Consider the following 14,386-nt stretch of genomic DNA (forward strand, 5'->3'; position numbering starts at 1 on the left):
TTCATAGTAGATATTGACGATGGTTTTTCAGATAGGCAGAATAGAATCATGGGGTTGCGAACACCCCGTGAGGCGACAGCCCAAGTTTCGCATCCAAAAATCTAACTAAACTTAACTAAGCGATGTTCCCTCTAAGAGAAACAGCTTAACTAGAAAAAGGATGTGTAATGCCCTCACCGACAGAAATTACTGTAGCTCAACTTTCACGCATAATCGGTACACCCGATTCCCCGACAATCATTGATGTACGCATTGATGAAGACTTTGATGCAGACCCACAATTACTACCCACGGCTAAACGTTGGCCCTTTGATGATATCGCTTCTCTTGCCGAATCACTTAAAGGCAAACGCGTTGTGGTCTATTGCCAAAAAGGCAAGAAAATCAGCCAGGGTGTAAAAGCCATTTTGCGCGAAATGGGCATCTCAGCCGAAAGCCTTGAAGGCGGTCATTTTGCATGGAGAGACGCAGGAAAACCTTTAATCCCCTTTAACAAAATACCTCTGCATAATTCTCATGGGCGTTCTGTTTGGGTCACTAAACAACGACCTAAAATTGACCGTATTGCCTGCCCCTGGTTGATTCGCCGATTCATTGATCCTGAGGCGCAATTCCTATTCGTTGCACCCTCGGAAGTATTAGCCGTCGCAGAAAAATTCAACGCAGAACCGTTTGATGTTGAAGATGTTTTCTGGACTCATCGTGGCGATCTTTGTACCTTCGATATCATGGTAGAAGAATTCGATTTAAAAACCAAAGCGCTCGATCATTTAGCCACAATCGTCCGTGGCGCAGACACCAATCAACACCAGCTTGCACCAGAATCAGCCGGTTTACTTGCGACATCTTTGGGATTATCGAGAATGTATCGCGATGATAACGCACAACTTGATGCGGGCATGTTGATTTACGATGCATTTTATCGCTGGGCGCGTGATGCAACGAATGAAAATCATGACTGGCCACAAGCAACTACTGGCCAGAAACCTGCAAAGGGGAAATAGTCATGACAGAAACGACGCTTAATAAAAATACCATCGATGATTCATCCGCACCGGAATCAGTCAGCCTTATGGAATCATTCTTTTACTGGTTAAAACTGGGATTTATCAGTTTTGGTGGACCTGCAGGTCAAATCAGCATGATGCATCAGGAGCTGGTTGAAAAACGCCGCTGGATTTCCAATCAACGTTTTCTCCATGCGCTTAACTACACCATGGTTTTACCCGGACCCGAAGCACAACAACTCGCGACCTATATCGGCTGGCTAATGCATGGGGTTCGTGGCGGAATCATGGCAGGCGTGCTGTTTGTATTACCCTCTTTATTCATCCTGATTGGTCTTACCTGGGTGTATTTAGCCTATGGCAACGTACCAGCCATTGAAGGTATTTTGTACGGCATAAAGCCTGCTGTGACCGCAATCGTGTTATTCGCGGCTTACCGCATCGGCTCCAAAGCATTGCCCAACACAATATTAAAGGCAATCGCTGTACTCGCGTTTATTGCTATTTTCGTTCTGAATATTCCTTTTCCTTACATTGTTTTGTGCGCTGGAATCATCGGATACTTTGGCTCAAGAGTTTTGCCAGAGGCATTCCAGGCAGGCGGACATCACGGTGATGCGAATGCTAAATACGGCGCTGCACTGATTGATGACAACACGCCAGCACCTGAACATGCGCGCTTTAAATGGAGTCGTGTGATTTCGTTTCTAGTGATCGGCTTTATGATCTGGGCAGGCGCTATGCTGGCGTTAACCATGGCGTATGGCTGGGATGGAACCTTAACCAAGATGGGTTGGTTTTTCACCAAAGCGGCATTGGTGACGTTTGGTGGTGCTTATGCGGTTTTACCTTATGTTTACCAGGGAGGCGTTGAGCAATTCTCATGGTTGACAGGTACCCAGATGATTGACGGTTTAGCACTGGGTGAAACAACCCCGGGTCCATTGATTATGGTGGTGTCGTTTGTGGGATTTGTTGGCGCATGGACTAAAGAGGTATTTGGCCCAGAAATGTTACCGTGGGCAGGTGCTGTAGGTGCAGCCATCGCAGCGCTGTTTACCTTCTTGCCCTCATTTTTGTTTATACTTGTTGGTGGTCCAGCGGTTGAAGCAACACGTGATGATTTGAAATTTACTGCGCCTTTAACGGCGATTACAGCAGCGGTGGTGGGTGTTATTTTAAACCTTGCCGTTTTCTTCGCGCTGCATGTGTTATGGCCGCAAAGTCAAAATCTGGATTTTTCTGGTCAATTTGAATGGGTCGCTGCCTTAATCGGCACTGCTGCATTTATCGCTTTGGTGAAATTCAAACAAGGTGTAATGACGGTGATCATTGCTTGTGCGCTTCTTGGACTCGGCTATCAATTTATGCAGTAGCGAAAAAAGTGCCCTTAATACACGCTAAAACCTAGTATCGCTTATCAGCGAGCTAGCTTTAAGCTTTCGCATAAATATTCGGCTGAAGCCTCACCCTACGGGTCGTCGTCACTGTGTTCCTACGTTGTCTCGGCAATGCCTCGGTTGAGTTGTCCATTTCAACAAACGAAATGGCAAGCTCATGGTAAGTAAGGGGGTGGCTTTTAGATAATCCAATACTTTGTTTAGAATCGGATTTAGATCTGAATTTAGAACTGGGAAAAACGAACACTCGTTCCCCATCAATAGAACGAGTGCTCTATCACTTCCCCAAGTGATTAAAGTTCTGCAGACACAATAAAACTGCAGCCCTCCGAACCGACTATACTCATAACATATAATCAAAAACGGTAATAAGTCACATTTTGTCACCTTGACTTCGAACTTCTCTATGACTCAACAAATGGATCAACTACAGGCACTAAAAAGAAACGATATTGTAATCGCTACGGTGATTGATTCTTTAGGCGACCCGATAATCTCTAAGATTCAGGGATATAAAGAGTACACCGCCAGTATTCGTCAGCCAGAAGTTCTTAGGGGTATGGATAGTGCTGAATTACGCGTACTAGAAGTCGATGAAGAGAATAAGAAGATAAAAGTTTGTTTTCACGCGATGGATAAATTTAATCCAAATGTTTCAACGGGAAGAATTATTAATGTTACCTATCAGTCAATGCAAAACACGGTGTCTCAGATTTTTAGAAATCTATTTTAAACAGTGCATTTAGATGTTTGAAATAACTAAACAATATACAAGTAACAATGAAGCTTTGAGTAGTTAAACCGTTACGGTTTATATAAGGTGAGCTTTTGCAACTCTTCAAAACTATCAGCTTTTACATCGATCATATCAAGCTCATAAAGCGTTTTACCCGCATCACCCGGCGCTAAATGCTGCACAAACCATGGGTATTTTTGATCGGATAGCTGATTCACAAGGCTCACGATTTCAGTGGTACAGTTCTTGAAAAATAAATGATATAACTCAGGGTTTTTATCGAGCTGATTGGTTCGCGCTGCCGCTACTTTAAATAATGATTGCACCTCTGCCGGCTTTGCCTTAATCGGATAAATATACACATCTTCATAGCGCTGTTGGCGCAGGCCGACCAAGTCATTATGGCTACCCAATAAATAGATCACTTCAAATTTAGCGGTTAAACCACCGATTAACGTATAGTCTTCGCCCTGCTCTTTGCGTGCTTCAACAGAAAGACCGATAACCGTCTTATCTTTTAATTCAAAAAGGATAAATAAATGCGCAATTTCACTGATTGCCGAGAAGTGTGACACTGCTACTTTAAGTGTTTGAATATCAGATAAAGGAAAATTCAGTGTGCGATAGCCATCTTGCTCTATCTGTTTTCTCGTTTGAATAGAATCAGTCGGTGTTTTATCGAGTTTGACCCAATCGATATCACGGAAGTTTAGTATCTCAACCTGATCTCCGCTGATGGTTACCGATGGGCTATGAGCATTACCTACAGACCAGCTATTGCTCATTGAAGGGGCCTTAACGAAATAAATCATCATGCTAACAGCGATTAAAATCACCATTAGCACAACGATATATTTAATGAATTTAAGGCTAAATGCTAAAGTTTGTTTCAATTGAAATAGTTACTTAGCATTTTTGGCTTACTTGGCGCTCTCTGGCAGGGTAATATTTAATTCCAACACATCGAAATCATCACCCTTTTCCACATTCACATTTACGTCATCGTCTGCAACGTGCACGTATTTACGGATCACCTGTACAATTTCATCACGTAACTTTGGTAAGTAGTCAGGTGATTTTTTAGATTTGTCAGCATGTTCATGCGCAATTAAAATTTGCAAACGCTCTTTAGCGAGGTTTGCCGTGTTTTTCTTTTTCTCTTTCTTAAAGAGATCAAAAAGTCCCATTGTTCTATCTCCCTAATCTAGTGGTTAACCAAACAGCTTCTGGAAGAAGCCTTTCTTTGGTTCAACATCAATAAAACGCAAAGGAACCTCTTCTCCGAGGAAACGCGCAACGACATCTTGATAAGCTTGACCAGCTTCACTGTCCTTATCCATGATTACAGGGTTACCACTGTTTGACGCTTGTAATACAGAACCAGATTCAGGGATAACGCCAATTAAAGGAACCGATAGAATTTCTACGATATCGTCCATACCCAACATATCACCGCCTTCAACACGGTCTGGAGAGTAACGAGTGATTAACAGATGTTCTTTAACTGTTTTTCCATCTTCGGCTGCTTTAGAACGACTTTGCAAAATACCAAGAATACGATCAGAGTCACGTACAGATGATACTTCTGGATTGGTTACAATGATTGCTTCATCGGCAAAATAAAGCGCCATGAATGCGCCTTTTTCGATACCGGCTGGCGAATCACAGACAATGAAATCAAATTCTTTCTTTAATTCATTGATAACGCTTTCTACGCCTTCTTTACTCAAGGCATCTTTATCACGTGTTTGTGATGCAGGCAGAATATAGAGATTATCTACACGCTTATCTTTGATTAGTGCTTGCTTTAATGTCGCTTCACCGTTGATTACATTAACAAAATCATAAACCACGCGGCGTTCAACACCCATGATTAAATCAAGATTACGTAACCCCACATCAAAATCGATAACTGCCGTTTTATGGCCTTTTGCTGCCAAGCCAGCGGCAAACGCTGCGCTTGAGGTGGTTTTTCCAACACCACCTTTACCAGATGTAACAACAATTACTTTACTCAATTTCTAATCTCCCTTTTATCGATTAAGATCTTTTATTTCAATTCATTTGTTTGGCGAGTTAATGCGCCAAAGGTTCAATAATTAATTTTTCACCATCCAATCTAATCATGGCTGGTTTTCCTTTTAATTCTGTATCACTTTCATCCAGTAGTTGATAACGACCAGCAATTGCAATCAGTTCTGCTTGTAGTGATTGACAGAAAATACGTGCTTGTTCGTTACCTCTGGCGCCTGCCAGCACCCTACCGCGTAATGGCCCATAAACATGGATACTGCCATCAGCCATAATCTCTGAGCCCGCACTGGTTTGAGCGAGTACTGTCATGTCTGCATCTGCTGCGTAAACCTGTTGTCCAGAACGTACTGGACGATCGATGGTCAATGATTTAATTCCAACTGGTGCTACCTGTGGTGCAGCTTGCGGTTCATCCTGTTGCGCCACTTCTGCTTGTTGATTTGTTTCTGCGCTTACATCACCAGACACTTCAGTCGAAGCTGTTGAGGGTCTGCTTTCGCGCATAATTGCCCAGCCTGCATCCACTAAACGGGCATTCATTTCTACAGGATTATTGCGAATTCCAACCGGAATAAAACCAAGTTCTAACAGTTTTTGTCGAAGTAATGAAAAATCTAATTGCTCAGCGGCATCACCCAAATCTGCACAATCTACAATGATTGGACTTTTCATAAAAAACTGGGGTGCTTCGTCTCTTTTTTGCTCTAGTTCAGCACAAAGTTTTTCTAAATCAAGCTCTTGCACATGCAAGACATTGAGCATTGACATCTCACCCTTTAGCTTCATATTTTCGACTCATTAGACTGGTTTAAATTACGGCGTTGATCTCGTGCATCATATACGAGACAGAATTTTTTATCATCGCTAATCTTACTTTTTAACGTTACAATTACGCGTTTTTTTTACTCCCTATTCAGCAACTATCACCTTATAAAATGCCTGTAAGTACACTACATCCGCACTACCCCGATAAAGCTTCTAATAAAACCAGTTGGAGTCAGCTTCATGGTTGCTCTCAAGACTTATTAATAGCCAATGCAGCCAAAGAATATAAGGGACTGATCGTTGTAATCACACCAGATAGTCACAGTGGATATAGTCTTGAAGCGAATATTAATTTCTTTCTTGGAAACCATACGGGTGATAAAAACAAAACGGATAACCATATTCCGGTCCACATCTTCCCCGATTGGGAAACACTGCCTTACGATGTGTTTTCTCCGCATGAAGATTTAATCTCAGATCGACTCAAAACTTTAAGCCAACTCAGTAGTATCGAACACGGTGTCTTAATTGTACCGGTATCGACTATGATGCAACGCCTTGCACCCGTCGATTATATTCGCGCCAATTCTTTAGCGTTTAAAGTCGGCGATAAACTGAATATCGAAGTGTTTCGCAGACAACTTGATGAATCGGGTTATCGCAATGTGACTCAGGTTATGGAGCATGGCGAATACAGTACCCGCGGCTCGTTGATTGATTTATTTCCAATGGGTAACGACAAACCCTACAGAATCGATTTATTCGACGAAGATATTGAAACGATTCGCAGCTTCAACCCGGAAGATCAACGCACTATTGAACAGATCCAAAAGATAGAATTATTACCTGCGCATGAGTTTCCATTAAACCCTGAAGGCATTTCTAAATTCCGCGAAAATTACAGCCTAAAGGTGGGGGGTGACCTCGCACGCAGCCAGATTTACGACAATATTAGTAACGGTAATGCGCCATCTGGTATCGAGTATTATCTACCGCTGTTTTTTGATGAAACCGCAACCCTTTTTGATTACCTGCCAGAAAAAACCTTACTGATTAATACAGACAGTACGGTAGCGGCAGCAGAAGCGTTTAATAAGTCAATCAATGACAGATACGAACAACGTCGTCACGATATTGAAAGGCCATTATTACCACCGCAGGATTTATTCCTCGATACGGAAACGCTGTTCGATAAGATTTCAGATTACCGTCGGATTGAAACACATCATTACGAACAGGCAAAAACCGCGAATAACGAAGCAACTAACTACAATTACCCTGTAAGTACGCTTCCTTCTCTTTTGATTCAAGGTCGTTCTGAAACGCCACTGATTTTACTCAACCAATTTCTGGTGCAGTTTAATAGCGAATCCAAAGGACGCGTATTATTTACCGCGGATTCCGCAGGTCGACGTGAAAACTTACTTGGCTTACTAAGAGACAACCGTTTTGATGTTTCCTCGTTTAAAAGCTGGGAAGCGTTCATCGAATCAGATGCTGAAATGGGATTAGTCGTAGCACCGATGGAAAATGGTGTCTGGATTAGAAGCAACGAAAATTCTGGTCCGCTAGCCATTATTCCTGAAGCGATGTTGTTCGGACAACAGGTTCAACAAAAACGACGTCGCCAAAAACCAACGCGTGATGCTGATACCATCATTCGAAATCTAACCGATTTAACCGAAGGCGATCCGGTCGTCCATGAAGAGCATGGTGTGGGACGTTATCAGGGCATGCAAACGCTCACCACTAGCGGTATCGAACAGGAATTTATCCTGCTCACTTACGCCAAAGGCGACAAGCTTTACGTTCCTGTCTCTTCATTACACCTGATCAGTCGTTATACCGGCGTGAGTGCAGAACACGCGCCATTGCATACACTAGGCACCGAACACTGGGATAAAGTACGCAAAAAAGCAGCGCAAAAAGCACACGATATCGCCGCCGAATTATTAGAAATTCATGCACGCCGTGCGGCGCAAAAAGGCCATGCGTTTCCGTTTAATGAGCTGGAATACCTGGCATTCGCAGATACCTTCCCGTTTGAAGAAACACCGGATCAAGCGCTTGCGATTGGTACTGTAATCAAAGATATGACATCAGCACAGCCGATGGATCGTGTTACCTGTGGCGATGTGGGCTTTGGTAAAACAGAAGTTGCGATGCGCGCTGCCTTTGTCGCCGCCAACTCGGGCAAACAGGTGGCACTGATTGCACCCACCACATTATTGGTACAACAACACGCGAAAAACTTCCGTGATCGTTTTGCTGACTGGCCGTTTAAAATTGGTTCTTTATCGCGCTTTAAAACAGCGAAAGAAACCAAAGCAACCATCGAACAAATGAAATCAGGCAATATTGATATTGTCATCGGTACGCATAAGTTATTACAAAAAGACATCGACTTTAAAGACCTTGGATTGGTCATCGTCGATGAAGAACACCGCTTCGGTGTGCGCCATAAAGAACAGCTAAAAAAGCTACGTGCAAACGTCGATATGCTGACCTTAACCGCCACACCTATTCCGCGCACACTAAATATGTCGTTATCTGGTTTACGCGATTTATCCATTATTGCGACCCCACCAACGCAACGTCATTCGATAAAAACCTTCGTTCACGAATGGGACAAGTCAATGATACAGGAAGCCTGTGCGCGTGAATTGGCACGTGGTGGTCAGGTGTATTTCTTACATAACGAAGTGAAAACCATCCAGAAAATGACGGATGATTTATCCGCTATTTTGCCTGACACTAAAATTCGTTTTGCCCACGGCCAGATGCCAGAACGCGAACTCGAAAGCATCATGAGTGATTTCTATCATCAACGCTTTCAGGTACTAGTCGCAACCACCATTATCGAAAGTGGTATTGATGTCCCTACTGCTAATACCATCTTGATCAATCGTGCCGATAAATTAGGCTTGGCACAGTTGCATCAGATTCGTGGTCGTGTCGGTCGCTCGCATCATAAAGCCTATGCGTATTTGATTATTCCCGGCAAAAAACTGATTTCAGCCGATGCTAAAAAACGTCTGGAAGCCATCGAATCACTGGAAGATCTGGGTGTTGGCTTTACTCTGGCCTCACATGATTTAGAAATTCGTGGTGCGGGTGAATTACTGGGTGATGACCAAAGTGGTCAAATTCAGGAAATCGGCTTTAATATGTATAACGATTTATTAGAGCGTGCCGTCAAAGCACTCAAATCTGGCAAATTGCCTGATCTTGACGGTCGTGAAACTCGCACTACCGTTGACCTTGGCTTACCTGCGTTAATTCCTAACGATTACCTACCTGATGTTCACAATCGCTTGATTATGTATAAACGCATTGCCAGCGCCAAAGATGCCGATGCCTTGCGTGAATTACGTGTTGAAATGATCGACCGCTTTGGACTAGTACCCGACGAAGTTAAGAACCTGTTTGAAGCAACCAGACTTAAACAAATCGCTCAAGAATTAGGCATCTTAAAACTAGATGTCGGCGAAGAAGGCGGACGTGTACTCTTTAATGAAAAACCCAATATCGACCCAATAAAAATCATGCAACTGGTTCAGAAACGCCCTTGGGAGTTCACCATTAAAGGACAGGATAAACTGTACTTTGAATACGAACCAATGATGGAGTTAGACCAGCGCGTACAATGGGTTAAAAGATTGTTTAATGATATTAAGAATGGGGAATAATTAACATAAAGTCCCTCTCTACTCATGTATGTCAAAACTCGGGATTAATTCGTCTGCAAGACGACTGTGTATAAGAGACCTTGGCGCTTATAAGGCTGTCTTTTAGACAAACATATCTTCAAGCTTTTGTTTGTCGATATAAAACCCCTGATAGTAAATAACTTTATTCAAATTATACTTTGAGTAAAAACACTGATCTCCAACACGGGCAAAAACCTGTTTATCGCGCTTGTCTTGTTTAATCTTGTCTAATAAAGCGCCCTCACTGTGTAGAACTCTGGTTAAAGAAAACTGATCAATAATATACTGTTGTCCCTTTGATAAAAACGAATCTCCCGCTTTAAGCAGCCAAACATTTGGCTTGGGTAAGTGATAGGTTTTTCTCAAGAAACAACATACCCCATCTTTAATGATGAGTAAGGCATAACCATAGTTGGGAGCGTACAGCTGATATTCCACCCAATCTTCTTCCTTGCCTTGTAGGGTTTCATAAACCACCAGAGCGCTAATCGTAAAAGCAATTCCTTCGATATTGGCCTGCATGCCAATACGCAAGTGACTAGCGGGCTTCTGAACCTCTGTATAAGCGTAAAGCGCGCGCAGATCATTTTTGTAATCCATGACTGTACCGCAATAGCCACAAACCAATAACTGACAACGCTTTGGGTTACCGATAATTTCAAAAGGAGCATGACAATTTGTACATTGAACCGGTTGAGCTTTTTTTATTGTATTCATTAGCTGTTTCATGGTTGCACAAGATCCATTGGGTCTAACCACCAACCTTGATAGGCTGTATATGGGTAGTGTGCACTTCCACTTTTTGGCTGGCCAGTAGATACCAATACCAGACATTCGCCTTCGGTATTACTCAAATAACTGCATTGGATTTGACTATTTTGTAACGGTAAATTTTGTAATTCGCCATAAAAAGCGACGAAACTGACTTCCCTTTTCTCTACGACCAACCAATCTGAAGTTTCAATTATCAACTGAGTATTAGGCTGCATTGAACTCCATGCGGGTAATGAGGCTTCTATCTTGGGAATCTGTTTCACAAAGAAAAGGTTCTCTTCTTCCTGATTTAAAATGTACGTGTTCTGATCATTATCCATTAATTCCCATTCGACTCTAAACCCATCTTCATACTCATAGAGGCTATAACCTTTGGGTATGTAGGACGCATTTTTTATCTGGACTGAATGGCCAATGTCGAACAAATATTTATCTGTGTTTTTCACCACATTGATATCGGAAAGACTCGTCGTATTGTTCTGAATATAGATGCTCGAATTACAAGACGGGCAACTCAATAGTTTTGTTGCACCAGTATCGAGTAAATAGCCACATTGAGGGCATGAATGCGTCATTGGCTTACTCCCATCTTTCTATCATTTGAAGCGGAGTTTCTACATTGCGTCTTTTCAAGACCCTTTCTACGCTGGCTTTTAACAACAGTTTTTCACCCACTACACTGTTAGCCGTGATTAGATTGGCTTTTTTGAATTCGGGAAAGACTCGTCTCCATTCTGCGAGAAAATCATTCGCATCGCTTTTATTATTACCGATCAATTTAGGGATACTAAATAAATCCTGTATGGTGGGTTTTGCATATAATGCCAATAAATAACGACTGCTTCCCAATGGTTGTAAAAACTCATTCAATACTTCGAGGAAGTTCTCATTTTCCTGACGCGTATAGTCATTCAATGAAAACCTTAAAATACCATTATCTACAAAGCGGATATTTATCGCGTCGTTAATCTTATCTTTTTGTAGCGCCGTTTTCATGACCCCTTTGTTATGCAAACTTAGCAAAATTACTTTAGCTATTTTTTGCCCAATATCGATTGAATGACGTTTGTCATTCAGTCCTTTGGCTTTGATTAAAGCAAACGATACTGCGCCACCTGCTGACCCACCAAATGCATAAGCATAACTACTGAAACCACTATTGAATAATGTATAAGCGGCAGCGGAACCCAGGCCCATCAACCCTAAAGCGGCTAATTTGTATTTTTTACCATGATTTCGTCTACGTTCATTCACTACTGTTAGCAAACGTTCCAGACTATACAGCTCAGCGTGATCATCTACTTGATGGTGTAAACCCACCTGAAAAACCTGATGCTTTGCTTTGGCTAATGCGTTCTGCCAACGTGCCTGCAGATTAAAGAGATCATCCGTTAAACGTGTTTGCATGATTTGATTGTTCGTCTGGATAACATCTTGTTTGGATTCGGGTGATTTCTCTTTCCTTAGCTCCGGTTCTACAGCGTTTGTTCCTTCTATCTCATCAATGGTTCGCAGGGATAATCGTTCAGTGCCCGACTCAATCTTCAAATCATAAGCATGCAATCCGGCAAAGGTTCGAAAACGTTTTTGCAGGTTTTCAAAAATCAGTCCATTCAAACGTTGCTCAGGCGCGGTGGCTACAATGTGCCAGATGCTGGCAGTTTTAAAGTCATCCTGTGGATCAACACGCATCACTCTGCCACGTAATTGATTAGTCGCAACATAAGCCCTTGTCTGGGTTGCCATCACCAAAGCATTTAAAAATGGTGCATCCCAACCCTCTCCCAATAATGCTCGGGTTCCTACAATTATCTGCAAATCACCTGCTTCAAGTAAACGCGTATAAGCCGCAGAAAGATAACTCGTTGCACCGCCGCACAACACAAAATCTTTATGCTCGCTAAAAGCCTTTATCGTGGGTTGAGCATGAGATGGTATGTGACTAAATAATGTATCAACCAAGTGAGATGGAAGAATACAAAGTCGCCCCGTTAACAAAGCAATTTTTGATATTACCTTGCCATTGATGCCACCGCGGTTATCGCTGTCATTGAGGCCATCAAACTTGTGAATAAAATGATGAAAAATCGGATATGCGCCCGTTGTCACTCCCGTTGAACCGGCACTGGTATCGAGCGATAAAGCCAGCTCTTCATCCCTTATATAATCTGCCAGAACCACCATTCTCAATAATGACTTTCGGTTAGCTATTTCTATTTTTGCAATTTCGAAACAGGCGGAAATACGTTCTTCTGTTTTATTAAAGGCATCTAGTTTGCTTTGGGTATTATCGAACTGAACCTGATTATATTTGAGGTAACGCTTTCTTTTTAACAAGGCGGTCAACGTGTTTCTAAATGATTCTACCGGCTCTGACTTGGGGTAATAATCACCCTGCAAAAAAGACTCAATCAGGGTTTGCCAATTATTTACCGCAAGAGGTGGAATATCATCAGCGCTAATATCCAACGCTTGTAATAAATGCGGAGGCAATGATTTTTGCCAATGTTTCAGTAACTGCAATAAAGCGATGACTGTTTCAATATTGAGTAACAACTCCCGTTCGCTGATGGTAGTTGATCCCTCCGTTTCAACTAAGAACTCATGTAACAGAAGCTGATAATTCAATTCATCATTTGTCGTTAGCTCTGCTAAAAACGTTTTAAGATTATCTTCGTAACGTTCTAATGACTGGATGTTTTTCTCATCGGTTTTCACCAGCCAGATATAGTCTTGATGCGGACAAAGAGATCGTGATTTAACCAGTTCCGGAATGCTGATTTCTTCATCTACTGGACCACATAACTTTTTATAACGTGACCATTCCGTGGTGTTCGAGTCATAAGGGGGTGTTGCTGTAAGGCTTACGACGATTAAATCATCATTATCTTTAACCAGATCGTAAAGCACTGCCCACCAACTCGCTTTTAAATGATGCGCTTCATCTAAAATGATCAGACCAAATTTTTGGGAGCGAAACCACTGTTTTAAATCGTGCAGTTGATTAGCTGGAGATTCTATTTGTTTTTTCTTTAACTGCTTATCGAAACTGTACAAGGCCTGATAAGTCGTTGAAGTGAAATATTCTGGTTCATCTAAAACCGAGCTTACCCAGTCAGGCAATACACTATTATTTTGATCAAGGACACTTTCATCACTATCGATAAATAAAGATAGTCGTTCGATCCATTGATCTTTGACTAGAACAGTAGGCGACAGGGTTAGGGTTTTAACGTTTAGCCGATTGAATATTTCTAAACCTAAAACCGTTTTGCCCGCTCCAGGCGCGGCAACGATATGGACACGCTTGTCTACCATATAATCATTTAAACGACTCAACACTTTTAATTGCTCAGGTCGCCATGGATGAATAAAACTTAAATCAGCAGTGCTAGCGTTCAAATTATTAGAATTTCCTGAGATATTTGTTCATCATTAACTTAATTATACATACGATAATTGATAGTAAAACGACACCATCATAGCGAAAATAAACGAAAGTCACCCCCCTACTTTGAGGCTGTTTTTCTAGAACTGTTTTTTTATAGTGCTGTTTTTTTATAAAGACTGTTTATATAAATAATGTATTTAAAACGAACAGCTTTAAGCGTTATGGAGCTTTTATATTATAATTAAGCAATATTAATTAATTCACAGAGTAATACCATGAAACTTTTCACATTCCTGTTTTTATTATGCGGATTATTTTTAACGCAAGGGTGTGATAGTCAATCACCACCAAAAAGCAAAATTGAAAATCCACTAGAAGGACATTCAAAAGCATTAGAAAAAGCGAAAGATCTACAGCGACAATTAGATGAAGCGGCGGAGAATCAACGCAAAGCGATTGAAAGCATGTCTCAATAATCTCTTCTTAAAAACGCCATTTACTTAAAAAGCAATTGTCACCCCCCTACTTAGGAGGCTTTTTTTAAGCGCCTTGTTATATAGCTTTAAACA

The 14,386-nt window shown here is 41.7% G+C and carries 12 protein-coding genes; 5 read left to right on the forward strand and 7 right to left on the reverse strand.

The annotated features are described in order from the left end of the window. Nucleotides 1–167: 167 nt before the first annotated feature. From EV695_RS12400 to EV695_RS12410, 3 genes are all read left to right on the forward strand, one after another. A complete protein-coding gene (locus EV695_RS12400) occupies nucleotides 168–1,004 on the forward strand; it encodes a chromate resistance protein ChrB domain-containing protein (RefSeq protein WP_131906302.1) in 837 nt (278 codons plus the stop codon). A 2-nt stretch (nucleotides 1,005–1,006) separates the two neighbouring features. After that, nucleotides 1,007–2,383, forward strand: coding sequence for a chromate efflux transporter (gene chrA / locus EV695_RS12405; RefSeq protein ID WP_131906303.1), 1,377 nt, complete (start codon nucleotides 1,007–1,009; stop codon nucleotides 2,381–2,383). A 430-nt stretch (nucleotides 2,384–2,813) separates the two neighbouring features. Next, nucleotides 2,814–3,140: a hypothetical protein gene (locus tag EV695_RS12410; RefSeq protein WP_131906304.1), complete on the forward strand. Its 327-nt coding sequence runs from the start codon at nucleotides 2,814–2,816 to the stop codon at nucleotides 3,138–3,140. 71 nt (nucleotides 3,141–3,211) lie between these two features. Here the strand turns inward: EV695_RS12410 and EV695_RS12415 are convergent, their stop codons facing one another. The 4 genes from EV695_RS12415 to minC form a co-directional block, all read right to left on the reverse strand. Then, on the reverse strand, nucleotides 3,212–3,928 hold the full coding sequence (locus EV695_RS12415) for a lipoprotein N-acyltransferase Lnb domain-containing protein (protein ID WP_165874704.1): 717 nt from the start codon (nucleotides 3,926–3,928) through the stop codon (nucleotides 3,212–3,214). 135 nt (nucleotides 3,929–4,063) lie between these two features. Beyond that, nucleotides 4,064–4,330 (reverse strand): cell division topological specificity factor MinE, encoded by a 267-nt coding sequence (gene minE / locus EV695_RS12420; RefSeq protein ID WP_131906306.1) that lies wholly within the window; start codon nucleotides 4,328–4,330, stop codon nucleotides 4,064–4,066. A gap of 24 nt (nucleotides 4,331–4,354) precedes the next feature. After that, complete coding sequence (minD, locus tag EV695_RS12425) at nucleotides 4,355–5,161, reverse strand: septum site-determining protein MinD (protein ID WP_131906307.1); 807 nt, start codon at nucleotides 5,159–5,161, stop codon at nucleotides 4,355–4,357. 58 nt (nucleotides 5,162–5,219) lie between these two features. Further along, nucleotides 5,220–5,963, reverse strand: coding sequence for a septum site-determining protein MinC (minC, locus tag EV695_RS12430; RefSeq protein ID WP_131906308.1), 744 nt, complete (start codon nucleotides 5,961–5,963; stop codon nucleotides 5,220–5,222). A gap of 149 nt (nucleotides 5,964–6,112) precedes the next feature. On the opposite strand from minC, the gene mfd reads away from it, so the two are divergent. After that, complete coding sequence (gene mfd, locus EV695_RS12435; RefSeq protein ID WP_131906309.1) at nucleotides 6,113–9,631, forward strand: transcription-repair coupling factor; 3,519 nt, start codon at nucleotides 6,113–6,115, stop codon at nucleotides 9,629–9,631. A 102-nt stretch (nucleotides 9,632–9,733) separates the two neighbouring features. On the opposite strand, the gene EV695_RS12440 is transcribed toward mfd, so the two are convergent. The 3 genes from EV695_RS12440 to EV695_RS12450 are packed head-to-tail and all read right to left on the reverse strand — an operon-like array spanning nucleotide 9,734 to nucleotide 13,828. After that, the gene (locus EV695_RS12440) at nucleotides 9,734–10,369 is read right to left on the reverse strand and encodes a hypothetical protein (protein WP_131906310.1); all 636 of its coding nucleotides are present in this window, start codon (nucleotides 10,367–10,369) and stop codon (nucleotides 9,734–9,736) included. A gap of 8 nt (nucleotides 10,370–10,377) precedes the next feature. Beyond that, entirely contained in the window at nucleotides 10,378–11,001 is a 624-nt protein-coding gene (locus tag EV695_RS12445; RefSeq protein ID WP_131906311.1) for a DUF4178 domain-containing protein, read from the reverse strand. Between the two features lie 4 nt (nucleotides 11,002–11,005). Further along, nucleotides 11,006–13,828: a DEAD/DEAH box helicase family protein gene (locus EV695_RS12450; RefSeq protein WP_165874705.1), complete on the reverse strand. Its 2,823-nt coding sequence runs from the start codon at nucleotides 13,826–13,828 to the stop codon at nucleotides 11,006–11,008. Nucleotides 13,829–14,092: 264 nt separating this feature from the next. On the opposite strand from EV695_RS12450, the gene EV695_RS12455 reads away from it, so the two are divergent. Beyond that, nucleotides 14,093–14,293, forward strand: coding sequence for a hypothetical protein (locus EV695_RS12455; RefSeq protein WP_131906313.1), 201 nt, complete (start codon nucleotides 14,093–14,095; stop codon nucleotides 14,291–14,293). Nucleotides 14,294–14,386 lie beyond the last annotated feature (93 nt).

The organism is Cocleimonas flava (assembly GCF_004339015.1).
GTDB lineage: Bacteria > Pseudomonadota > Gammaproteobacteria > Thiotrichales > Thiotrichaceae > Cocleimonas > Cocleimonas flava.